The organism is Streptomyces sp. NPDC052721 (assembly GCF_040678315.1).
GTDB lineage: Bacteria > Actinomycetota > Actinomycetes > Streptomycetales > Streptomycetaceae > Streptomyces.
In genome coordinates this window covers 142,677-165,126 of sequence record NZ_JBFATL010000007.1, presented here as the reverse complement: position 1 = coordinate 165,126, position 22,450 = coordinate 142,677, and the positions used below count along the sequence as shown (strand labels likewise).

The window sequence follows — 22,450 nt, the reverse complement described above, 5'->3', positions numbered from 1 at the left end:
GCCGAACCGAAGGGACCATCGATGGCCGACCGACCCGAGCAGATCGGCGGCGGACGCCGCACCATCGGTGACTTCGCTCCGAAGCTCGCCGAGCTCACCGACGACGTCCTGTTCGCGGACGTGTGGAACCGCCCCGAGCCGGCCGCCCGCGACCGCAGCCTGATCACCGTCGCCGCGCTCGTCACCGGCGGTGACGCCGACCAGTTCCGCTTCCACCTCGGACGCGCGAAGGAGAACGGTGTCACCGAGACCGAACTCATCGAGGCGATCACCCACCTCGCCTTCTACGCCGGCTGGCCCAAGGCCATGACGGCGGTCACGGCCGCGAAGCAGGTCTTCGCGGCCTGAACCAGCCCGGGGGACCGGCCCGGACGAAAGGAGGCACACCCGTGCGAGGAACAGTCCCGCACGATGCCCGAACGGCCCTCACACACCCGGCGGTGGTGTCTTCCCGGACATCGCGCGTACGAGAGGGGGTACGACCTTGAGCCGGATCCTGGTGACCGGTTCCGCGGACGGCCTGGGACGCGCCGCGGCCGATTCGCTGCTGTCCGCCGGACACGAGGTCGTGGTGCACGCCCGCGACCAGGAGCGCGCGGCGGCCCTCGACCCGCTGGTCGACCGTGGGGCTCACCTCGTGGTCGGCGACTTCACGGACCGCGACGCCGTACGGCGCGTCGCCGCCGAACTGAACGACGCCGAGCCGCTCGACGCCGTCATCCACAACGCCGGCGTCTGGAGCGGGCCGGCCGTCATGCCGGTCAACGTCATCGCCCCGTACCTGCTCACGGCCCTGCTCCGCGGCCCGCGGCGTCTGGTGTACCTCAGCAGCGGCTCGCACTTCGACGGGCGGCCCTCGCTCGACCGGGTCGACTGGCGGGGGCGGAGCGCGGGGTCGTACGCCGACAGCAAGCTGTTCGTCACGACGCTCGCCGCCGCGGTGGCCCGCCTCCGCCCCGACGTGCTCAGCAACGCCGTGGACCCGGGCTGGGTGCCGACCAGGATGGGCGGACCGAACGCACCGGACGACCTGGAACTCGGCCATCGGACGCAGGAGTGGCTCGCCTCCAGCGACGACTCCGAGGCGCTGACCACCGGCGGGTACTGGTACCACCGCCAACGGCAGGAGCCGCACCGCGCGGTCCATGACGCGGCGTTCCAGGACCGTCTGCTGCAGGTATTGGCACGGGAGACGGGCACCGCGCTCTGAGCTTGCCTCACCGCTACCGACCGCCCCCGCGAGCGTACGCTGGTGGCGTGCACGCCCGTTCCCGCCGGCTGCGCGTGGACGGCCTGAACCTACGCGGAGCGCGGCCTTGTCGAAGGACGAGGACGCGTACAGCGTGGCAGCCGCCTGTGAACAGGAGGCTGCCGCGGCCGTCACGCAGGACGCGGTGCCGACGACAGCTGGCGCTTCCGGGTAGTCACCGGGCGATGACGACCTGGTCGCGCGGCGAACGCTTCGCCGACCAGCTCCTCGTCGACATAGGGGCCGTAGGCGTCGACGAACGTGGGCGCCGCGTTCCACGGCGGCCCGGATCCCACCCCGGTGGTCGCCTCCTGCCTCTGACGCGACCCACTTGGTGCGCACAGTACGTGAGTTGCGGCGTGGGCCCCTCGGCGAACCCGGCCCGGCGGATCCGCGTACTCTCCTTCCACAGCAGGTGGTCCTGCCCTACGCCCTTCCACTCGCCGTGCGTTTCCTTTGACGCGGAGCGGCCGGGCGGCTCGATGCGGTCCGCCGGCACGGCAGTTGTTCCAGCGGGGTCCTCCCTCCACTGCTGCCCGCACACGCAACCCACTGCGCGACGCGGTACGCAGGTGACCTCAAGGGCGCCCTGCAGGACGACCGAGGATCACAACAGGGACACCTGCGGCGCGCACGAGCCTCCGCAGAGCGCCCGTCACGGAGTTGCCGAGGCTGAGGCGCCGGGCCGCGTCACCGGTCTGCACCGCGGGGACGGAGGTGCAACCGCCGCTGGAGCACCCCCGCATCCGGCCCCACGGCGCGTGCCTCTTCGCCGAGCACGGACCGACCGTGGCCTACGCCCATGGCCCGCAGGAGTACGTCATGCGCTATGAGGACCCGACCACCGGAGGGGCGCAGTCGCTCGGCAGCAATCCGTGGGTCTACGTCAGCGTGACGCGTCCCGGATGCCCGACGACGTGATCACGAGCTGACCGTGTGCGTAGCGTGAAGGACCGGCTACGGGCCTACGGGTCCAGCCGGCCCCTCACCCCACCCACCTCCGGAAGCCCCCGATGGCCGGTACAGCAGCACATGCACCGGGAACTCACCTCACTGTCCGCGTTCACCCCGCGATTCGCTGGTGTGGGCGAAGCGACCCCTGCTGTTATTCAATGAGGTGTGCGGTCAGGGATCTCGGGACCCCCGTCGCACGGGTCCGAGTACGGCCCCGGCGCTGCGCCGGGGATTGCTGAGAGAGCTCCATGGACTCCACACCCTCCCCATCGTCCTCTTCGGCGTTCGACCTGGTCAGCAGGGCCCTGGGGCGCTACATCCCGCGCGGCGGAGCGGCATCGGACGCCGGTCCTGCCGACGCGCAGGCCGACCGCACCAGGCGCCGGCGCCTTCCCGAGGACCCGGCAGCCGGCCGCCAGGAGCAGATCCTCGGCGCGGTCAACCTGGACAGGGATCTGATCATCACCCGCTGCAATCTGGACGCCCCGGTGTTCGCGGGCCTGGACGCCGTGGCCGGGAGGCCCTTCGTCGATCTCCTGCCCCCCGGGGACGTACCGACGGTCACACGGCGGTTGCGGCAGGTCGTGGAGACCGGTGAGGCGCACGTGGCCCGGATCCAGCGCCTGCGGCGCGGCGACGGGTCGGAGCTGGTCGTCTCGATGAGCATCCTGCCCGCCGCGGCACCCGAGGAGGGCCTGACCGTCTCCCTGATCGCGATGGCCAGGAGACTGCACCTCTACGCCGCCGAGACCGCGATCGGCACCTCGCTGGACATCGGCGAGACCGCGCAGTCGCTGGCGGAGTCCCTGCTCGCCTGGGGAGACGTGGCCGCCGTCGACCTCGACTTCGCCGTGTGGACGGGCGAGGGAGTCACCGGCCAGGCAAAGGGGCGCATCCGACTCCGGCGGGCGGCTCTGGTGCCGGACCGGGCGTGGCCCGAGGGCTACGTGACTCCGGGCGAGGATCTCCCCGGCGACGCGAGTCGCCTGCTGGCGCAGGCGGTACTGCGGGACGATGCCCCGCAGACCATCGTCATCCCCGACCGGGACGCGGTCGAGCGGGTACTCGGCAGTCCACGAGTCGTGCGTGCCCTCGTGCCCGGTGACCGGTCGGCGGGTGTGGCGTGCATACCGCTGGTCCTGGACGGCGCGCCGCCCGTCGTACTGGGCGTGGCGGAGGTCTGGCGGCGGGCGGACTTCCCGTTCCGCGACAGCGAACTGCTCGACCTGCAGGAACTGGTGGCCAGGACCGCCCATCACGTCGACCTGGCTCGTCAGCACCAGCGCGAGCACACGCAGGTGCTGGCCCTGCAGCGCCGGCTCCTGCCCCGGACCGGCGGCGACACCATCGAGATAGCCAGCGTCTACCAGCCCGCCACCCCCGACAGCGCGGGCGTCGGCGGTGACTGGGTGAACAGCTTCCCGCTGCCGGACGGCCGCACCGCACTGGTGGTCGGCGACGTCGTGGGGCACGGTCTGGGAGCCGCGGCAACCATGGGGGAGCTGAGCATGGAGGCCCGCGCGCTGCTGTCCGCGGGGCTCGCGCCGGACGAGGTACTGGAGCACCTGGACGAGACAGTGTCGCTGCTGGACGACGCCGATTCCGGGCTGACGGCCGGCTACAGCGCCCTCGGCTCGACCTGCTGCATCGCCCTCTACGACCCGGTCGGCCACCGCGTGACACTGTCCAGCGCCGGCCACCTCCCCCCGGTCCTGGTCTCCCCGGACGGGCACGCGGGCCCGCTCGACGTCCGGCCCCACCCCGGCCTGGGCGCCGAGTTCGCGCTGCGGGAACCCTTCGACGTGCACACGTTCGGCGCACCCCCGGGCTCCCTGCTCGCCCTCTACACCGACGGACTGGTGGAGGATCCGGCCGTGTCGATCGACGAGGGCATCGGCAGGCTGGCGGACGCCGTGTCCACGGTGCACCCCTGGGACGCCCTGCAGCAGGCCGCGCGGCACGTCGTCTCCGCGCTGGCACCCGCGCGCCAGCGCGACGACGTGACCTTGCTGCTCGCACGGATGATCGGCTACCGCAAAGGGGACACCGCGACGTGGCGGCTGCCCGCCCGTGACGACGCCCCCGCCCGTGCCCGCGCGCAGGTCTCCGTGCTGCTGCGGCAATGGCGCACCAGGGACGACACCCGGGACACCGTGGTCCTGCTGGTCAGCGAGCTGGTCACGAACGCCGTGCGCTTCGCCACCGGTCCCATCACGGTACGGCTGATCAGGTCCGGTCACGCCCTGCTGTGCGAGGTGGGCGACACCGGCACCGGCAGGCCGCGTCTGAGGCCGGGCGGCCTGCTCGACGACGGCGGTCGCGGCCTGCACATCGCGCACAGGCTCACCACCCGGTGGGGGGTCCGGTGGACGGACACCGGCAAGGTGGTCTGGGCGAAAGTCGCGAGGTGACGCGGCGACGCCTCCAAGACACGGGCGACGTACAGGAGCGCGGCGAGGGCCCGGGCGGCGGGCGAATCAGCCGCCGCCGACGGTACGGACGACGCGCTCGGCGGTTCCGGCGGCGTGACCGATGACGCGGGCGGCCCATGTGCCGGTACCGGTGGTGGGCCCGCGTACCAGTACGGGTGGTGCGGCGTCGTACCAGTACGGGTGGTGCGGCGTCGTGCTAGAGCCATTCCCCTTCCAAGGCGGTGGCGGTCAGGCCCGGTGCCGCCGCGTACAGGACGGCGCGACTGCCCGGCTTCTGCCCGGCGTCATGCGCCCGCCGCAGGATGTCGAACACGGCGGCGCCTCCGCGGTTGCCGGTGGTGTAGCTGTCCCGGCTGTAGTCCAGCAGCCCCGACGGCCACGCGTCGGGCATCGTCTGCTCCATGTACTCCAGAACCCGGGTCCCGCCGGGGTGCGCGAGCAGCACGTCGGGGTGCCAGGCGTCGGGGTGGTCCTGGTAACGCACGCGCAGCCACTCCCACATCGCGGTGACCGTCTCCTGCACGGCGCGCGGTCCGCGCCGGTCCATCACGAAGTGGGTGCCGTCCGCCCGCGTCTCCAGGCGGTGCAGGTCCTGGGTGCCGGGCAGGGTGTGATGCCAGGCGGCGTCCAGCCGCAGCACCGACTCGCGCCTCGGGCGGCCCGTGACCACCGCGGCGACCGCGGTGTCCGCGAACAGCAACCGGACGATCAGAGACTCAAGGGTGTCGTCTGCGGGCTGGTAGGTCGTGCTCAGCGCCTCCGAGATGACGACCAGGACCACTCGGTCGGGGTCCGCGGCCACGAGATCCGCGGCCAGCGCCAGGGAGCGGGTCCCCGCGATACAGGCCCACTGCGTGGCCGGCAGCAGCATCACGTCGTTGCGGAGCGGAAGCTTGTTGGCCAGGGACAGGTCCAGACCCGGCAGCGCCGGGGTGGTGGAGTGACTGGTGATCAGGCAGTCGATGTCCGCGGCGTCCAACCCGGCGATCTGCAGGGCGCCGCGCGCCGCACGCTCCCCGTAGGCCTGCACGGCCTCCCAGGCCGGCGCGGTGCGCTCCTGGACAGTCTGCGGCGCGGGTATCGCCTCAAGTGCGGCGATCACGCGGTCCACGTCCTGCTGGGCGAACCCGTCGCGGGCCAGCGCCTCTTGGGCCGGCTCGACGCCGACAGACCGCAGGCCGCCGCCAGTGCCGGGTGCGACGGCGGTCTCCAGCGGCAGCATCCACCCGCGGGTCTCGATGCCCGTACTGGCCGCGATGCCGTCGATCCGCGGCGCCCACGCCGCGTGCGGGTGCCGGTCGCGCACCTCCGCCACGATCTGGCTGGTCTTCACGGGGTGTTCGCCGTGTATCACGGCAGGAGGACAGAGGTAAGCGGCCATGGGGCACCTTCCCAAGGGGAGGAGGAACAGGGATAAAGGGGAAATGTCAGCAGTACTGTGGTATAGGTCACTTTGTAACTTCGTGCCCAAGGGGATGCCGATAAGCCCCACTTCAGGAGTTGGCATCCGTTTCGAGCATGGATGCTAAATGGACATTTCCGCTGTGATGCAGACAACTTAGGCGGCATCTGGTGTGCGTGAAACGGCACACATCGCGGAATCCGGGGCCCCTCGGTGCGGTTCCTCACGTCCTAGCTGACTTACCGCCAGTCGGGGCGCTGCCCGGTCACTGCTGCCGGAGCCGGGCGACGGCCCCTGGCCGCATGGGCAACTCGGCCACAGAGACTCTCAGCGACGGGGAAGACGTACGACACGATCGGCAATCAACGGGCCTGTCGGCCGGCGCGGCGGCGGCATGGCACGCGTACCAGCCGCGGCGGGGCGCCGGGGGTCACCGGCCCCCGAGGTCCCGGTTCACCAGCTGCTGCCGGTGAAGTGACGGCGGTGTCCGGGCCGACGTCATAGCGGGCCAGCAGCGGTAGTGCGCAGAGGGTGATTGCGGTGGCGATCCGTGTCGTGAGGTCGTTGACCTCCTGGCTGAGGCGCTGGAGCGTCCGGCCACGAGCCGGAGCGCGTCGCGGGCGCCGCCGGGTCGGTCGGCGGCGCCCAACGTCCTGACCAGCAGTTGCACCCCTTCCCTCTTCGGAAAGCGCCGGCACCGGATGCAATCCGCAGAGGATGCAGGCCCCGGCACCACGTGCCTCGGCCTCCTGACGAACTGGAGGAGCGACCTTGTTGCTGACGATGGACGGGGGGACCGCCGGCGGGGCCGGTGCCGATGGTGCCCGTAGTGCAGTTGTTTGAGCGGGACGTGCCTGAACCGCGTTTGCCCCAGGGTGGAGTGCGCGCTTCAGACCAAGGTCGGCGGATACCCGGGCATGCACTCAGCCACCGGACATGGACATGGGGACGCGGGGGGAATGCACTTTTTCGCCTGCCGGGAGTGTTCCGTGGCCCGATCTGCCGCTCTCCCGCGCGGCCTTCCTCGGCCGAGGCGGGGTGCCGTGATCGCCTCAGTCGAACCGAATGTGCTTGATCCCCGTCCAGGCCCGCCGCGCACGTCCTCGCAGCGCTCCGTCTTCGTTCGGGGCGAGCGTCAGGCCGGCGGTTGCCGCGATGTGCTCGGCAACCTCAGGCACCGTGAGGTGATCGGTCCATACCTGGTCCCCGAACTCCTCGGCGCGCAGGCGCTCCAGACAAAGGTCGAGCTTGGACACGGCGAAGCTCTCCCGACGCAAGGGAGCGTTCCTGCCCGCGATGAACTGGACGCGGGGGAGCCGTACACCGCGTACGGCCACGGCCAGTTCACGGGGTGTTCCCGGCCCTATCGCCCCTTCACGAACCGTGCCCGCTCGGCGGGTGCGAGCCGCTCCGTCGCATAGCGCACGGTGATGCGCGGCAGCTCGTCGAGATGCCGGTCGAGGAAGGCCACCATCAGCGGCTCGTCCCGGCGGCCGATCTCCCGCAGCATCCAGCCGAGAGCCTTGCGGATCAAAGGTTCCGGATCCTGGCGCAACGTCAGCACCAGGCGGAGCGTCGGCTCGAAACGTCCCTCGCGGATCAGCGCCAGCGTGGCGAGCACCGCGATCCGGCGGTCCCACAGCCACGAGGACGCGGCCAGTTCGTCCAGGACCCGCAGATCCCCCTCCAGCAGCCACGGCCCGAGTACGACGTGCGCGGAACCGTCGACCAGGTCCCAGTTGTCCACGCGGTCGGTACGCGCCAGATAGAAGTCGACCAGCGCCTTGCGGTCCGCGCCGGTCGCCGTGCCCACCTGCTCGGCCAGGACCAGCAGCCCGGCGAACCGCTCCTCGTGGACACGGCTGTGCAGCAGCACGTCCACGTCCTCGAGGGAAAGTTCGCGGTAGGCACGCGCCAGCTCGCGCAGCACCGGCACGCGTACGCCGAGCAGTTCGTCGTCCTCCGCACGGCTGAGCACCCGCTCCTGCTGCGCCCGCACGGCCGGCTCCGCCAGATCCCGCAACTCGGCCCGTAATTCCTTGAGCGAAACGAACGTCATGACGGCGGACGCTAGCGCAGGACGCCCGCATCCGCCGCCGACGCAGGCCGGACCGGACGCGACCACCGGTCACCCGTCCGGCCGACGCCGCAGGGGGACACCCGGCGCGACGGGAAGAGATGCGGGGACCGTAGGCGCCGCAGACCCAGGGAGTGCCATGAACGAGTACCAGGACGGACCGGACCACCGGCAACGCCGCCCCGAAGGGGTCGACGACCTGACCGTCGAAGCCCTCGGATCGCTGTCGAAGGCTCTGGAGACCACCGAGCGCGCCCGCGGCCATCTGTACAGCTTCCACCAGCTGACCGGCGGGGCCGACCGTGAACTGGAACGGGCGGTACGGCTGCTGCGCGAGGCCGGGCACGCCCAGTGGGCGGCGAAGGCCGAGGCCGAGATCCTGGGCCGCGACGTCATCCCCGGTCACTGGACGTTCCAGATCATCGAGGCCTACAACGACACCTACTACCGGCCGTTCCAGGAGCTGGAACGCAGCGTGGTGAACGCACTCGCCCACGGCCGGGACCACCTGTACGAGGCGGAGATGAAGGAGGCACGTCGCGCCCTGGGACACCCTGACCACGCGGCGCGCCCCCCGGCCGTGGACGGCTGACCGCGTCCCCCGCCGACCGAGACCGCCGGGCCCGGTGGCCGGCCGGCCACGGGCGGGGCAGCGCACCCTCCGACCGAACCCGGATCACCCGAACTCCCGCACCCGCTCAGGACGGCGACCATGCAGACGTTCCTGCCCGATGCCGACTTCCGGCGCTCCGCCCTGATCCTGGACCGTCGCCGCCTGGGCAAGCAGCGGGTCGAGGCACTCCAGGTGCTGCGCGGCCTGACCGTTCCCGGATACGGCTGGCGCAGGCACCCGGCCGTGCGCATGTGGAGCGGATACGAGGAGGCCCTGGTCCGCTACGGACTCGAAGTCTGCCGTGTCTGGCGCGAGCAGGGGCACCAGGACAGCTGTGCCGCGTCACTGATCGCCGGATACGCCGCAGGCCGTCCGGGCGCACACGTGCGCGGTCAGCCCGCTCTCGCCGCCGCGGGGGACCTTCCGCCGTGGCTCGGTGACGAGGCCTTCCACCGCAGCCACCAGTCCGCGCTCGTCCGCAAGGACCGGGACACGTACGCGCCCTTGTTCCCCGGAGTCCCGGACGATCTGCCCTATGTGTGGCCGTCCTCCGACCGGGAAGGGAGGGCGACCTGACCGGGACCCCGCCGGCCGGCCGCTCCAACGGAACACTCCTGGAGGTCCTGACAAAGGCGTTGGACATGCCGGTGGGTGACGAGGCAGGTGGCGAGGCCGAGGAACGCCTCGTGGATGTCGTCGCGTCATGCCCAGGCCGGATGCCACGTTGCCAACCGGTCCGCTTCGCCGACTTCACCGAGCCCGAAGCGCAGAAGACGGCGTCCGGGCCGCCGCCCTGCCGGCCGTGACCGGCCCGGGCGGCGACTCACGGACGGCCGCTTCCGGTGGCTGCGACGGTCAGCTGCCTGATGAGGTGTGGCAACGGTCACCGTGTCTCCGGGAGGGCAGAAGCGCAACGGCGCGAGTCGGCACGCCGCTCGTCGGTGTGGGTCACATTCCCGACGCCGACCGGCGGGCGCGGAGCTTGCCGAAGAGCCGCTGGGCCTGGGCTCGGCGGCGTGGATCGGCCGCGGTACGGCGTACTTGTTCGATCGTGCGCCGACCCTGCGGACTGCTCGCGAACTGCTTGAGTCGTTGGATGACCCCTGGCATGACGCTCCTTTCGTCAGGGATGCCCTGCTCTCGATGGGCACCCCACGAGGTTCGGCTACCCGGAAACCGATGGTGCAGCCGCTTTCAGCGGAGGGCAGGCAGCAGCGGTGCCACGCCGTCTGCGGACGTCCCGGAGCCGTGACCGGCAGCGGCACTCCGCGGGCGGCACGCCGCTGTCGGCGCGGCTGTCATCGCGTCGAGTGGGCGGTGCCGGTGCGGACATCGCCTCCCCGTGCCCTGAGGGGCGCGCCGGCTTCGGTGAGCACCCGATGTACGAAGCCGTACGACCGGCCATGAGCCTCGGCTATGGCGCGGATGGACCGGCCCTCGCGGTACTCCTTGGTGAAGGCTTCGGCCAGCTCCTTGCGCGCGCTGCCTGTTATCCACTTGCCCTTGTGCACGGTGGTCTCCTCTCGCATCGCCGAAACGTGATCACCGGTTTCCCGCGTCGACGCGACCCATGCGGGCGAGCCGCGCACGGCGCCGTAGGCGGCGGCTGCGGCGCGCGGCGGGGCGGAACCACTGCCTGAGCGGTGTTCAGGCCACGGCGGGCTGTGGAGCGGTGAGCGGGGAGCGCCCGGCGGACGGCAGACTGGCCGAGTGTCAGGGCTCACCCGGCTCACGGTCGCACGCGCGGCCCGGAACCTGAGCGCCGGCGGCCCGTCCGCGCAGATGACCTTTCGAGCGCTGGAACTCCGCCACGACCAACCCTCGCCACGGGAAGCCGCATCGCCGCACGGCGAACTGAGGATGGAACGGCAGGAGTGGACCGTCGGCCACGACGAAGGCCGGCGGTCAGGGGACCTGCCCGACGAGGCACAGCGCCGGCCGACGGCGCTGCTCCAAGCAGGCGCGGCTGCGGGCTCGCCGAGTCCGGCATCGGCGCGAGACCGCTTGGCCTGCCGCGAGCTAAGGCGATGTGGTCCAGCGGGGTGCTGTCTGGGCCCAGGCGGTCTCCCACGCGGCGAGGTTGCGGCGCTGGATGACGCGGCTGGCGGCGCCGTAGGCGGCGGCTGCGGTGGCGTGGACGCCGAGGGTGGCGAGGATGGCTGACCCCATGGCGCGGCTGCGGATCTCGCTGGGGCTCAGCGGTGGGTCGGTGAGGGTTCCGTCGGTGCCGACCCAGACGCGGATGCTGCTGCCCTTGGGCAGTGCGGGCTGGACATCGGCGGTGGCGGTGCGGGTGTGTCCGTGGGGGTCGGTGAAGCGGACGTTGGTCGGGTAGCGGGTCTTCCGGGCTTCGGCGGAGCCGGGTTCCGGGTGGTGCCGGGCGTCCTCGAGGAGGACGGCGGTGGTGGGGTGGCGGGTGGCGGCCTGGTGCTGGGCGGTGCGGGCGTAGTGGCGGTGGGCGGCGTCGCCGACGAGGACCATGGCGGCCGGGGTGGCCGCCAGCGCGGCCAGCAGCAGGCCGAGGCCGATCCACGCCTGGACCAGGTCGTTGCGGCGGCACAGGGGGTTGCGTCGCAGGCGCCGGAGCATGACCAGGGACGACTCCTCGCGAGGTGGGGGTGTGCGGCCGGGCACGTGTCCTCCTTTCGGCGGTGGACGCAGCGGATGCGGAGTGCCGATGAACCGGGAGTGCGAGCGCCGCCTGGGCCGTGTCTTCCGGATCGGCCCGGGGCCGCGGGGCTCGGCACGCGCATCTGCCGCGTCGCCGTCGGTCACCGCCGCGCCGCGTCGGCTCCCTCCTCCGCCTTGCGGCTGCACGCGCGCCCCCTCATCGGCACCGGCAAGGCACCGCCCCTCCGAGTCGGGGCTGATCCGAAAGTCACGACAGGGCCTAGCGGGGGCGGACAGCCGGTGGGAGAGGGCCGGAGGCGGAGGGGTGTGTGTGGGCGGCTTGCAGGAGCTTGGCGGCGCCGCGCACCGATGCGGTGTGCGGGGCCGGGACCACGCGCAGCGGCATGTCCAGCTGCTCGGTCAGGGGAGCGGTGATCTCGGGACGCAAGGCACCTCCACCGGCCAGCAGGATGCCGCGGTGCACCGCATCGACGCTGAGCGAGGAGCGGTCCTGCCGGAGCATCGCGGTCAGCATCGAGGCCACCGCCCCGGCGATCTCCGAGGGTGTGGTCGTGTCGTCCAGATCGCTGGTGCCCAGGGCGGTGCGGCGGGCGTCGGTGATGTCGCCGTCGTCCAGCAGTACCACTTCGGTGAGGTGGGCGCCGATGTCCACCACCATCAGCGGACGGGACAGGTCCGCGCCGGCCGCCACAGCGATGGCCCGGGCGCCGGGCACGGTCAGGACGCTGTGCGGCCGCAGCACGTCGACCGCGGTGCGGGCCTGGGTGCGGTAGGCGACGCCGCCCAGGACGGGTGCGGTGACGATGACCATGGGGCGGGTGAAGCGGGGCAGGCGGTGCGCGAGCAGCCGCTGCAGCATGCGGGCGCACTCCAGGGTGTCGATGATGCTGCCGCGCTGGATGGGGTGCACCGCGCCGGAGCCCGGGAAGGTCACGGTGGGTACGTCGACGACCACACCCCTGCCGGCGATCCAGGCGCGGGTGCGGGCGCTTCCCATGTCCAGGGCGATGCCGCTGCAGCGCCGGCACAGCGGCCAGGGCCGGTGCCGGGCAGCGGTGGTGCGGGGCCGGTCGATGCCGGTCATGGGATCGCCTCCCTGACCTGCTGGCAGCGGGCGCAGTAGCGGCACTGCGGAATGATCATCAGCCGTTCCCGGTCGATGGGGCGTCGGCACAGGTGGCAGGTGCCGTACGATCCGTCGTCCATGCGTTCCAGGGCTGCCTCGACGTCGGCGAGAACCATACGGGCGGATGCGGAGAGCTTGACGAGGACCTCGATCTGCGCGGCGGCCCGCCGCCGCAGCCGGTCCTCGGTGCGTGAGGTGACCGGCGCAGCGAGCTGCAGCAGTTGCTCCTGGCGGAACAGGCGCTGCTCATGAAGGTGCCGGCGCAGTGCGGCGAGGTCCTCGGCCGACAGGTGTGTCGTGCTCTGACCGATGGTCTGGTGGTTCACCACTTCACCCCTTCGAGGGCAGGGGAGGGCAGGAGGTTGCGGGCGCAGGTCAGGTGGCCCGGCGCCGGCAGGCGACGCAGTAGCGGGTGTAGGGGAGGATCTCCAGCCGTTCCGCGGGGATGGGCTTGGCGCAGTCCTGGCAGGTGCCGTAGGTGCCGTCGTCGATGCGGGTGAAGGCTTCTTCGATCTCCCTCAGGACCCGCTTCATGGCGGCCTTCTGCTCGGACAGCAGGTACGCGTCCGTGGTCTGCCTGGTCTCGTCGAGGGCGTGAAGCTGGGCCAGCCGGGAGACGCGGGCGTGTTCCAGGTGCCGTCGGGCCTCGTCCGGATGGGGTTCCGCCCGGGTGACATCGAGCGACATGGTCAGTCCCTTTCTGCGAGGCTTCTGGGCGGCGCACAGCGCGGCGGTGTCGCCGAGCCGCACGCTTCGTGTGGCGGTGATCGTGTGCCTCCCACCATGGCCGGGCCGGCGGCGGACACCTATCGGGCGCGGGCCCCATCTACGCCGGGGCGAGGGACCCATACGGACGGGCCATGGGTGGTGCACGCCCCGGGAAATGGGGTCCGGACCCCATCGACGGGGCACGCGGGACGGGGAAGGCTGGCCACAGGCGTACCCGAGCGCCCCGCTACCGTGGACGCGGTGGGGCCGCGCGATGGCCGACAGTGGAGGTGGAGCGAGGTTGTAGAAGGGGAGGCGTTGGGCCGGTGTCCTTGTTCTGGCGGATCTTCGCCCTGAACGCCGTGGTGCTGGGCACGGCGACCGCGCTGCTGCTGTGGGCTCCAGTGACCGTCTCCGTGCCGGTCCTGCTCACCGAGGCGGTCATCCTGGTCGGCGGTCTGGCCGTGATGCTGGTCGCCAACGCCGCGCTGCTACGGCTCGGCCTGGCCCCGCTCGACCGGCTCACGAAGCTGATGACCACCGTGGACCTGCTGCGCCCCGGCCAGCGTCTGCCCGCTTCCGGAGGCGGCGAGGTCGCCGAGGTGATCCGCACGTTCAACGCCATGCTGGAACGGCTGGAACACGAAAGGGCCACCAGCAGTGCCCGGGCCCTGCTGGCCCAGGAGGCCGAACGCCGCCGCATCGCACAGGAGTTGCACGATGAGGTCGGCCAGAGCATGACCGCGATCCTGCTGGGCCTCAAGCGGGCCGCGGACGACGCACCGGCGGCACTGCGCGAAGAGCTGCACGAGGTGCAGGAGATCACCCGGGAGAGCCTGGACGAGGTCCGTCGCCTGGTACGCCGGCTGCGGCCCGGCGTGCTGGACGACCTGGGTCTGGTCAGTGCGCTGACCTCGCTCACCGAGGACTTCGCCACTCACACCGGGCTGCAGGTCAGCCGCCGCTTCGACGCCGACCTGCCCGCCCTCGCGCCGGAGACCGAACTGGTCCTCTACCGCGTCGCCCAGGAGTCGCTGACCAACGTCGCCCGTCACGCGGACGCCCAGCGGGTGACGGTCGCCCTGCGCCATGCCGACGACAGCGTGGTGCTGACGGTCACCGACGACGGCTCCGGCATCAAGGCCCCCCGCGAAGGCGCCGGCATCCGCGGCATGCGCGAGCGGGCCCTGCTCATCGGGGGCAGCCTCGAGATCACCCCGGCACCCCGTACCGGCACCCGGGTCCAGCTCACCGCGTCCGCTCCCAGGAAGCAGCCCTGACCATGCCCGACACCACGACTTCCCCGACGGAAACACCGCCCTGGGGGGCCTCCCGGAACACGATCCGTATCCTGCTCGCCGACGACCACGCACTGGTCCGCCGGGGTGTGCGGCTCATCCTCGACCAGGAACCGGACCTCGAAGTGGTGGCCGAGGCCGGCGACGGCGCCGAAGCCGTCGAGCTGGCCCGCACCCGTGATGTCGACCTGGCCGTGCTGGACATCGCCATGCCACGCATGACCGGCTTGCAGGCCGCCCGGGAACTGGCCGTCCTCAAGCCGGGTCTGCGGATCCTGATGCTCACCATGCACGACAACGAGCAGTACTTCTTCCAGGCTCTGAAGGCCGGCGCGAGCGGGTATGTGCTGAAGTCGGTTGCCGACCGGGACCTGGTCGCCGCGTGCCGGGCCGCGATGCGGGACGAGCCGTTCCTGTATCCCGGTGCGGTCACCGCGCTGATCCGCAACTATCTGGACCGCGCTCGACGCGGCGAGGAGGCCCCCGATCAGGTCCTCACCCCCCGCGAGGAGGAGGTCCTGAAGCTGGTGGCTGAGGGGAACTCGTCGAAGGAGATCGCGGAGCTGCTGTTCATCAGCATCAAGACGGTACAGCGGCACCGCGCCAATCTGCTGCAGAAGCTCGGTCTGCGTGACCGCCTGGAACTCACCCGCTACGCCATCCGCGTCGGCCTGATCGAACCCTGATCTCCCGGCCGACCCCCGCCGGCAGCCGCCCGATCCCAGACCGAACAGCCTGCGCCCGGCGGCACCCGCACACCACGACGAGAGGGGGACGGGCATGCACCACCCCGCGCGCACCGCCCCCTGCTCGGGCACGCACCGCCCCGCGCGCACCGCCCCCCGCTCCGGCAGTGCCCGGCCCTCTGCCGTCGCGTTGCTGGCGGCCGTCGTCCTGACGCTGCTGGCCGCGGTCGGCCTCGCCGGACCCGCGATCACGGGGGGCTCGGCGGCCGGAGCGGCGGCAGCGGCGGGCCACTACCGGGACGCCGGACCGCACGCCGACGACGGGTGCGACCGCGTCCGCATCGTCCGGGCGGCACCGCGTCACGAGCCGCACCGCGAGGATCCTGCTCCGCGCTGCCACCCCGCCGCCTGTGCCCAGGGCACGACCGTCATCCCGCCCCGCCTGGCGCGGCTCACCGAATCGGCCGGGCACGTTCCCTCCTCGGATGCTCACGCACCCCGTGTCCGTGGACGGGCACCGCCTGAGGCCTCCGGCACCTGACACCCCCTCTTGTCCGCCCACCGCTCACCTCGCCCCCCGGCCGCGCCCTCTCTCCGGCCGCCGCCGTGGCCGTGGTGTGCCTGCCGGAGGCCCCCGTTGACCCGTTCACTCCGTGTGAGAGCGCTGCTCGCCCTCGCCGTGACCGCCGTATCGCTGTACATCGCCGTCACCGTGCCGGTCCGCCTCGGACTCGACCTGCGCGGCGGCACCCAGATCGTGCTGCAGACCCGGTCCACCGCCACCACCGACGCCGACCGCGCGGCCACCGACCGCGCCCTGGAGGTGCTGCGCGACCGCATCGACGCGCTCGGCGTCGCCGAACCCACCCTCGTCCGCTCCGGCGACGACCGCATCCTCGTCGAACTGCCCGGGGTCCAGGACCCGAAGAAGGCCGCCGACGTTCTGGGCCGTACCGCGCAGCTCGGCTTCCACCCGGTGCTCGGCACCGCTGACAGCGCGGACGACGGCTCCCGGCCCCTGCCGAAACGGCCCCGGGAACACGTCCTGCCCGATGAGTCCGGCACACCGCTGCGCCTCGGGGCCGCGGCCCTGACCGGCGGGCACGTCAAGGAGGCCGCCGCCCGCTTCGACCAGCAGGGCGGAGCCGGATGGCACGTCACCGTCGGCTTCGAGGGCGCCGGCCGTGACGGCTGGGCCCGGCTGACCGGCGAGGCCGCCTGTCACCCGCCGGGCGACCCGGGGCGGCGGGTCGCCATCGTCCTCGACGACAAGGTCATCTCCTCACCACAGGTCGACCCGTCCGTCGCGTGCCGGACCGGCATCCGCGACGGCGCCACACAGATCACGGGCTCCTTCGGCCCCGAGGAAGCCCGCGAGCTGTCCCTTCTCATCAACGGCGGAGCTCTGCCCGTGCCGGTCGAGACCGTCGAACAGCGCACCGTCGGCCCGACCCTGGGCGCGCAGGCCATCGCGGCCGGCGCCTGGGCGGCGGCCATCGGCACGGCGCTGACCTCTGTGTTCATCATCGTCGTCTACCGGCTGATGGGGGTGCTGGCCGCCGTCGCCCTGGTCTGCTACGGCCTGCTCTCCTACGCCGCTCTGGCCGTGCTCGGCGCCACGTTGACCCTGCCGGGCCTGGCCGGTTTCGTCCTGGCGATCGGCATGGCCGTGGACGCCAATGTGCTGGTCTTCGAACGGGCCCGCGAGGAGTACGCCACCCGCCGCCGCCCCAGTGTCCGCTCGGCGCTGGCGGCCGGGTTCCGCAACGCGCTGAGCGCCATCGCCGACTCCAACATCACCACACTGATCGCGGCCGCTCTGCTGTTCTTCCTAGCGTCCGGGCCCGTGCGGGGCTTCGGCGTCACCCTCGGCATCGGCGTGCTCGCCTCCATGTTCAGCGCCCTGGTGATCACCCGGGTGCTCGCCGAGTACGCCGCCGGCCGCCCCGGCCTGCGCCGCCGCCCCCGCCTCACCGGCATCGCGACCACGGGCGCCGTCCGTGACCGTCTCACCCGGCGCGACCCCCACCTCATGCGCCACCCGCGCCGCTGGCTGGCCACGTCCGCCGCCGTGCTCGTCCTGGCCGCGTCGGGCATCGCGGTGCGCGGCCTCGACCTCGGTGTGGAGTTCACCGGTGGCCGCCTCATCGAGTACGCCACCAGCGCCCCCGTCGACGCCGACCGGGCCCGCACCGCGCTCGCGGAGGCGGGCTTCCCCCGGGCCGTCGTGCAGTCGTCCGGCGACAGTGGCCTGACCGTGCGCACCGAGCAGCTGACCAACGCCGAGGAGGCCGAGGTCACCGGCGCCGTACGCGACCTCGCCGGCGGGGCGGACAAGGTCCGCGACGAACTGATCGGCCCCAGCCTCGGGCAGGAGCTGCGCCGTGGCGCCCTGATCGCGCTCGCCGTCGCCCTAGGCGCGCAGCTCGTCTATCTGGCGGCGCGCTTCCGCCTGCTGTTCGGCACCGCCGCGGTCGCGGCCCTCGCCCACGACGTGGTGATCCTCGTCGGCGTCTTCGCCTGGCTCGGCAAGCCTGTCGACGGGGTGTTCCTGGCAGCCCTGCTCACCGTCATCGGTTACTCGGTGAACGACTCCGTGGTCCTCTTCGACCGCGTCAGGGAACTGGCCCGCGAAGCCCCCGGAACACCGCTGCCCGGCATCGCGAACCAGGCGATCCTGCAGACCCTGCCCCGCACCGTGAACACCGGCATGGGCGCCGCCTTCATCCTCACCGCCCTCGCCGTGCTCGGCGGGTCCTCGCTCACCGACTTCGCCCTGGCCCTGCTCGTCGGCCTCGCGATCGGCACGTACTCCTCGGTCTTCACCGCTGCCCCGGTGGCCCTGGAACTCCACCGGCGCGGCGACCGGCCGCACCCAGTCCGTCGCTCCTCATCCGACCGGAATATTCCCGCCCGTTGATACGGCCCGGGCCCGGTGGCGCGCGGAAAGCCACCGGGCCCCGCTGCTCCGGAGCCGGTGACGACCGCGGGTGCCGTCGCCCGAAGCCCGCTGGTGCGGCACCGCCCGGACGGACGTATCGGGTTGCGAGGCATTCGAGCCGGAGTAGCCTTGAGTTGATCGACGCCACCGGTTCTGGAGGTAGGCGATGTTGATCCGATTTCTGCGGCGCCGTATGCCGCGTGGCCTTGTCCTTCTCGGCGGCGGCCGTCTGATCCGGGGTTTCAGCGGCGGCGACTACGACGGTCACGGACATCAGTCCTGACACCGTGCACCGGGGCATGGGAGGCCGTGCGGTGACACGGGACCGCGACGCCCTGGTGGCCCTGACACGGATCCTCTCACCGCACTGCCGCGTCACCAGGCTGCCCGGAGGGGCGCTCATCGCCGACTGGAAGCGGACGCGATTCCTCGGAATGGCGACGGCGGACGTCGAGAAGTTCGCCGACGAAAGCTCCGAGGAACGCGCGGACCTCGTCACCGGTCTCGTCCGAGCCGGATGCGCGGCGGCCCGCCGGCAGGCGGACACGGATGCCGAGGTCGGACTCTGGCTGCGCGGCGGGCACTTGCTGATCCGGACGCTCGGCTTCGGACGCGTCCTTCGGATGCTGCCGTTGGCCGCCCCGCAGTACGCCCGAACGGACACCCCTTCCGCGGCGGACGTCGCACGGTTGAAACGAGCGGTTCAAGCAGCCCGCCGCAGAAGCTGGTTCGTCAACGGCGACTGCAAGACCGAGGCCGTCACGGCCTTCGTCCTGTTGCGGCGGCGCGGCTTCGAGGCCGTACTGCACGTGGGCGTGCGCGAGCACCCGTTCGCCCTGCACGCCTGGACATCTGCGGCCGGCCTGTGCATCCCGGACGCCGACCCGCGAGGGCACGCCTTCACACCGGTCCTCTCGATCGGCTGCTGAGGGCGGCGGCATGGAAGCGCTCCGAGTCGAGTTCGCCGGGGACGCACCCGAACTCCGGACGGCCGAGGCCATGGTCCGGCAGGGACTCGTGACGACGGTGGCCTCACCCGCCGGCACGGCAGCGGTCGTCGGCTGGGCCGGCTCGGTCCACGACCGCTTGGCGGGCGCGCACGCTCTCCTCGGCGCCTTCGCCCCGCCCGGGTCCGAACCGCCCCTGCCCACCGGCGACTTCGCGGCGGTCCTGGTCTACCAGGACCGCGTTCTGCTGCTGCGGGACGAGCAGGCGCGCATCCCGTTGTTCTTCAGGGAGTCCGAGGGCCGGGTGAGCGCGGTGAGTACGTCGGCGCGCGGCCTGGGCAGCGCCGCGGAGCTGGAACACCGCTACTTCTGCCGGTATCTGACCGGGAACATGGCGCAACCGCACACGGAACTGACCCCGTTCGCGGGGGTACACCGGATCCTCGGCGGCGAGGTGGTGGAGCTGTCCGTCACCGGGCGGATGCGAGGCCACCGGCTGAGCCGCACCGGGCGCACCGTCGATTCGCCGGCACCGGTGGCAGACGGATCCGGTCCCGGGCAGCAGCTGCGCCGCGCGCTGGAGCACGCTGTCGGGCGCCGCCTCGGCCGGACGATCGCCTGCCATGTCTCCGGCGGCACCGACTCCACCAGCGTCGCGTTGCTCACGGCCCGTCTGCTCGCCGCGGGACAGGAGGGCAGCACCGGGGACCTGGTCCTGCTCGCCGGGCGTTTCGGCACAGGAGAGCTGGCCGCGGAGCGGCCGTACCTGGAGGAGGCGGTGGAGGCGGTCCGCAGACAGGCACCCGGCGCCCGCCCGGTCATCGTCGACACCGACGACGTGGCCGACTTCGATGACTTCCTGCACCACGCCGGGGACTCGGACGAGCCTCATGCCCACGCCTTCCGTGCCCCCTTCTGGAGCAGGCTGCATGCCGCCGCGGCCGAGCTGGGCTGTGACATCCTCCTGACCGGATGCGGAGCCGATCCGATCGTGGACGCCAACCCGTTTCATCTGCACCGGCTGGCCCGGTCCGGACGGCTCCGGGAGATGACGCGTCAGGCGCGGCTCCGGGCCGCGGCGAGCGACCAGGGAGTGCGCGACATCGTCCGCACCCACGTCGTGCAGCCGGCGCTGCCGCTGACAGCCGAACGGATCACCCGGCTCGTCCACCGCGGAACGGTCCTCGGGGGCCTCGGTCATTTCACGCGCCCGCCCTGGCTGCGACGCGGATTCGCACGGGCTCACGGCTACCGCGCGGCCCGCGTCGGGGAGAGCCGGTTCCTGTTCGGGCGCGCGCCGGAACAGTCGCTCTACGACGCGGCCAACTACCTCGCCGCGCCCGACCCGTTGTCCTGGCGCTGCGCACCGCAGAACGGATTCTTCCTCTCGCACCCCTTCCTCGACCCGGAGGTCATCGCCACGATGCGCCGCCTCCCCGCCGAAGCCACGTTCCGCCCGGGCCGCCCGAAGACGGTGCTGCGCGAGGCCATGGCGGACATGCTCCCGCCCCGGATACGCGACCGAGCGGACAAGATCCCCTTCAACGGGCCGTACGTCCATGGTCTGCGGTCGCACGGCGACGACCTCATCGACCTGTGCCGCTCCGCACGGCATCCGCTCATCGCGGAGATGTTCGACATCGACAGACTCTGCCAGGCGGTGCGGGAGGCTCAGCTGGGCATGGGCGACTCCGCCTCCTGGGACCGTATGAACGGCTCGCTCGCCCTGGTGGTGTGGCTGGAGGGACTGCTGGACGAGCGGTCTCCGGTACCCGCCGCGGCCCTGCCGGTCATTGCCGGTTCTTGATGTCCGACAGGGGCCGCTCGACCGGGCCGGTTTCGACCTGGCGGACGCCGTACCGGCCTTCCACCGCTTCCTGGGACTCGTTCCTGCCGTCCGCCGTGGTGATGGTTTCCAGCAAGCTGACGCCATGGGTGCCGAACCGCCAGTACACGGTCATGTACCGAGGCTTCCTCGTCTTTTCGTCGATCACGTTGTTCTCGTGTATACGGCTCCCGTAGACGATGGAGTCGAAATCCTCGCGCCTCTTGAGCCACTGGGGCAGCTGGGCGCCACGCCAGCTGTACCCGGTGAACCTGAGATTCTCCAGACGAGTTCGGTCCTTGCGTGTGAGGTGCGCGCTCGCATAGAACGCCAGCTGGTCGTACGGGGTGTCGACGGGAAGCTGCACGACCACTCGGGACGAGAACGTGTCGCTGGCGTAGATCCATCCTCCGTAGGGCATCCACGGCTGCGCCGACACCAACTCGCCGGGCTGGTGGATCTCCCTGCGGGAGACCGGGTTGACTTCCTCGAACTTCGCCCACTGCTCGGAATCAGCTCGCCACTGCTGACGGAGCCGGTCCTGCGAACTCAGCGGCACCCGTTCCGCCATGGCGTGGAATTCGGTGCCCAGAACGTAGAAAGCCGCATCACTGCGATTCTCGATCGTGATGTCCACCGGCACGGAAAACGCCTTGCGATCCGGATTCGTCATCGGCTTTCCCACGGACAATCTGATGACAGGCCGCACTTCGCGCTGGGACGGCAGGTAGAGGTTCTGGTAGCCGAAGTTCGCCACCGCGATGACCGTGGTGACGATCAGCGTCGCGGCCACCCGCTTCGGAGCGGGGATGTCGATCGATGTGCGGCACACCGCGAAGACAGCTAGTGCCGAACCCGCCGTGAGCGCGCTGAACAGCGCCTTGAAGAACGTGGAATCGCCGTCCTTCAGAATCTCGGCCAGCACGAGGAAGTTGGTCAGCAAGGCCGCGAACGTGCCGATCAGCACCACCAGCCCGGAGTAGCGAAAGGTCTCCCACAGCCAATGGTCAGCAGCCGCGACGGCGCCCAGCAGCGCGGCGAACGCCACGGCGATGAGCACGGCACCGGTGATGCGGCCGGCGAAGGTCAGCGCCCCGACGAAGTCCTCGATGCCGAACCAGCCCAACAGCCCGGTCGTCGCGAGGAGGACCAGCGCGACCAACGCCAGGGAGACCCGCGACGGTCTGGCTTGTGCTTTCGCCAGCGTCCGTTGCGCCCTCTGACGCGACTTGTCGGGCGAGTTGCCGTGCATTTTCACCAGATCACCGCCGGTAAGATTCCCGCGGCTCCGAACCGGCCTGTGTCGACGCTTTCCACGGGGTGCCTCCTTCACAGACCCTCAGCGGACCAGGAGATCTGCCACCAGGGACGCGTACTCATCCTCCGTGGTGATCGCTCCGCTCGCCATCCGCGTGCCTCCGGATGGGGAGCCGCGACCAGGCGGGCCCCTGTGTGTCCGACAAGACGGTCCGTTCCTCGGTCCCCTGACGCGGTCGGGCGGCAGGGGCACTGAGCGTGGTCCTTCGCGGGCGTACCGGTCGCCGTGCCTGCTGATCCCGCT

22 protein-coding genes are annotated in these 22,450 nt (G+C 71.7%); 13 read left to right on the top strand and 9 right to left on the bottom strand.

Annotated elements, in window-relative coordinates:
* The first annotated feature begins 21 nt into the window (after positions 1 to 21).
* The 5 genes from AB0L21_RS10035 to AB0L21_RS10015 all read left to right on the top strand — a co-directional run bounded on the left by AB0L21_RS10035 (position 22) and on the right by AB0L21_RS10015 (position 4,614).
* Entirely contained in the window at positions 22 to 348 is a 327-nt protein-coding gene (locus AB0L21_RS10035) for a carboxymuconolactone decarboxylase family protein (protein WP_365783250.1), read from the top strand.
* Positions 349 to 484: 136 nt separating this feature from the next.
* The gene (locus tag AB0L21_RS10030; protein ID WP_365783248.1) at positions 485 to 1,210 is read left to right on the top strand and encodes an SDR family NAD(P)-dependent oxidoreductase; all 726 of its coding nucleotides are present in this window, start codon (positions 485 to 487) and stop codon (positions 1,208 to 1,210) included.
* 232 nt (positions 1,211 to 1,442) lie between these two features.
* A complete protein-coding gene (locus tag AB0L21_RS10025; RefSeq protein WP_365783348.1) occupies positions 1,443 to 1,709 on the top strand; it encodes a contact-dependent growth inhibition system immunity protein in 267 nt (88 codons plus the stop codon).
* Positions 1,710 to 1,966: 257 nt separating this feature from the next.
* Positions 1,967 to 2,170 (top strand): hypothetical protein, encoded by a 204-nt coding sequence (locus AB0L21_RS10020; protein ID WP_365701868.1) that lies wholly within the window; start codon positions 1,967 to 1,969, stop codon positions 2,168 to 2,170.
* Positions 2,171 to 2,451: 281 nt separating this feature from the next.
* Entirely contained in the window at positions 2,452 to 4,614 is a 2,163-nt protein-coding gene (locus tag AB0L21_RS10015) for a SpoIIE family protein phosphatase (protein ID WP_365783246.1), read from the top strand.
* A 217-nt stretch (positions 4,615 to 4,831) separates the two neighbouring features.
* On the opposite strand, the gene AB0L21_RS10010 is transcribed toward AB0L21_RS10015, so the two are convergent.
* The 3 genes from AB0L21_RS10010 to AB0L21_RS10000 form a co-directional block, all read right to left on the bottom strand.
* Positions 4,832 to 6,016, bottom strand: coding sequence for a type III polyketide synthase (locus AB0L21_RS10010; protein WP_365783244.1), 1,185 nt, complete (start codon positions 6,014 to 6,016; stop codon positions 4,832 to 4,834).
* 1,073 nt (positions 6,017 to 7,089) lie between these two features.
* On the bottom strand, positions 7,090 to 7,293 hold the full coding sequence (locus AB0L21_RS10005) for a hypothetical protein (protein ID WP_365701860.1): 204 nt from the start codon (positions 7,291 to 7,293) through the stop codon (positions 7,090 to 7,092).
* A 107-nt stretch (positions 7,294 to 7,400) separates the two neighbouring features.
* The gene (locus AB0L21_RS10000) at positions 7,401 to 8,096 is read right to left on the bottom strand and encodes a DNA alkylation repair protein (protein WP_365783242.1); all 696 of its coding nucleotides are present in this window, start codon (positions 8,094 to 8,096) and stop codon (positions 7,401 to 7,403) included.
* Between the two features lie 157 nt (positions 8,097 to 8,253).
* On the opposite strand from AB0L21_RS10000, the gene AB0L21_RS09995 reads away from it, so the two are divergent.
* Together AB0L21_RS09995 and AB0L21_RS09990 are read left to right on the top strand one after the other, a co-directional pair.
* On the top strand, positions 8,254 to 8,706 hold the full coding sequence (locus AB0L21_RS09995) for a hypothetical protein (RefSeq protein ID WP_365783241.1): 453 nt from the start codon (positions 8,254 to 8,256) through the stop codon (positions 8,704 to 8,706).
* 120 nt (positions 8,707 to 8,826) lie between these two features.
* The gene (locus tag AB0L21_RS09990; protein WP_365701854.1) at positions 8,827 to 9,303 is read left to right on the top strand and encodes an MSMEG_6728 family protein; all 477 of its coding nucleotides are present in this window, start codon (positions 8,827 to 8,829) and stop codon (positions 9,301 to 9,303) included.
* Positions 9,304 to 10,025: 722 nt separating this feature from the next.
* On the opposite strand, the gene AB0L21_RS09985 is transcribed toward AB0L21_RS09990, so the two are convergent.
* The 5 genes from AB0L21_RS09985 to AB0L21_RS09965 form a co-directional block, all read right to left on the bottom strand.
* The gene (locus tag AB0L21_RS09985) at positions 10,026 to 10,256 is read right to left on the bottom strand and encodes a helix-turn-helix domain-containing protein (protein WP_365701850.1); all 231 of its coding nucleotides are present in this window, start codon (positions 10,254 to 10,256) and stop codon (positions 10,026 to 10,028) included.
* A gap of 490 nt (positions 10,257 to 10,746) precedes the next feature.
* Positions 10,747 to 11,316, bottom strand: a complete 570-nt coding sequence (locus AB0L21_RS09980) for a hypothetical protein (RefSeq protein WP_365783347.1) — start codon at positions 11,314 to 11,316, stop codon at positions 10,747 to 10,749.
* Positions 11,317 to 11,617: 301 nt separating this feature from the next.
* The gene (locus tag AB0L21_RS09975) at positions 11,618 to 12,442 is read right to left on the bottom strand and encodes a rod shape-determining protein (protein WP_365783239.1); all 825 of its coding nucleotides are present in this window, start codon (positions 12,440 to 12,442) and stop codon (positions 11,618 to 11,620) included.
* On the bottom strand, positions 12,439 to 12,813 hold the full coding sequence (locus AB0L21_RS09970) for a TraR/DksA C4-type zinc finger protein (RefSeq protein WP_365701846.1): 375 nt from the start codon (positions 12,811 to 12,813) through the stop codon (positions 12,439 to 12,441). Before AB0L21_RS09970 ends, AB0L21_RS09975 begins: the two co-directional genes overlap by 4 nt.
* A gap of 46 nt (positions 12,814 to 12,859) precedes the next feature.
* Positions 12,860 to 13,171: a TraR/DksA C4-type zinc finger protein gene (locus AB0L21_RS09965; RefSeq protein ID WP_365701844.1), complete on the bottom strand. Its 312-nt coding sequence runs from the start codon at positions 13,169 to 13,171 to the stop codon at positions 12,860 to 12,862.
* A 347-nt stretch (positions 13,172 to 13,518) separates the two neighbouring features.
* Here AB0L21_RS09965 and AB0L21_RS09960 point away from each other — a divergent pair, with 347 nt between their 5' ends.
* The 6 genes from AB0L21_RS09960 to AB0L21_RS09935 all read left to right on the top strand — a co-directional run bounded on the left by AB0L21_RS09960 (position 13,519) and on the right by AB0L21_RS09935 (position 20,871).
* Positions 13,519 to 14,472, top strand: coding sequence for a sensor histidine kinase (locus AB0L21_RS09960; RefSeq protein ID WP_365701842.1), 954 nt, complete (start codon positions 13,519 to 13,521; stop codon positions 14,470 to 14,472).
* 2 nt (positions 14,473 to 14,474) lie between these two features.
* Positions 14,475 to 15,176 (top strand): response regulator transcription factor, encoded by a 702-nt coding sequence (locus AB0L21_RS09955; RefSeq protein ID WP_365701840.1) that lies wholly within the window; start codon positions 14,475 to 14,477, stop codon positions 15,174 to 15,176.
* 94 nt (positions 15,177 to 15,270) lie between these two features.
* Positions 15,271 to 15,717: a hypothetical protein gene (locus AB0L21_RS09950; RefSeq protein WP_365783237.1), complete on the top strand. Its 447-nt coding sequence runs from the start codon at positions 15,271 to 15,273 to the stop codon at positions 15,715 to 15,717.
* 96 nt (positions 15,718 to 15,813) lie between these two features.
* On the top strand, positions 15,814 to 18,096 hold the full coding sequence (gene secD / locus AB0L21_RS09945; protein ID WP_365783235.1) for a protein translocase subunit SecD: 2,283 nt from the start codon (positions 15,814 to 15,816) through the stop codon (positions 18,094 to 18,096).
* Positions 18,097 to 18,431: 335 nt separating this feature from the next.
* The gene (locus AB0L21_RS09940; protein ID WP_365783233.1) at positions 18,432 to 19,046 is read left to right on the top strand and encodes a lasso peptide biosynthesis B2 protein; all 615 of its coding nucleotides are present in this window, start codon (positions 18,432 to 18,434) and stop codon (positions 19,044 to 19,046) included.
* Positions 19,047 to 19,056: 10 nt separating this feature from the next.
* A complete protein-coding gene (locus tag AB0L21_RS09935) occupies positions 19,057 to 20,871 on the top strand; it encodes an asparagine synthase-related protein (protein ID WP_365783231.1) in 1,815 nt (604 codons plus the stop codon).
* Here AB0L21_RS09935 and AB0L21_RS09930 read toward each other — a convergent pair.
* A complete protein-coding gene (locus tag AB0L21_RS09930) occupies positions 20,855 to 22,141 on the bottom strand; it encodes a hypothetical protein (RefSeq protein WP_365701829.1) in 1,287 nt (428 codons plus the stop codon). The genes AB0L21_RS09935 and AB0L21_RS09930 overlap by 17 nt on opposite strands.
* Between the last annotated feature and the right edge of the window lie 309 nt (positions 22,142 to 22,450).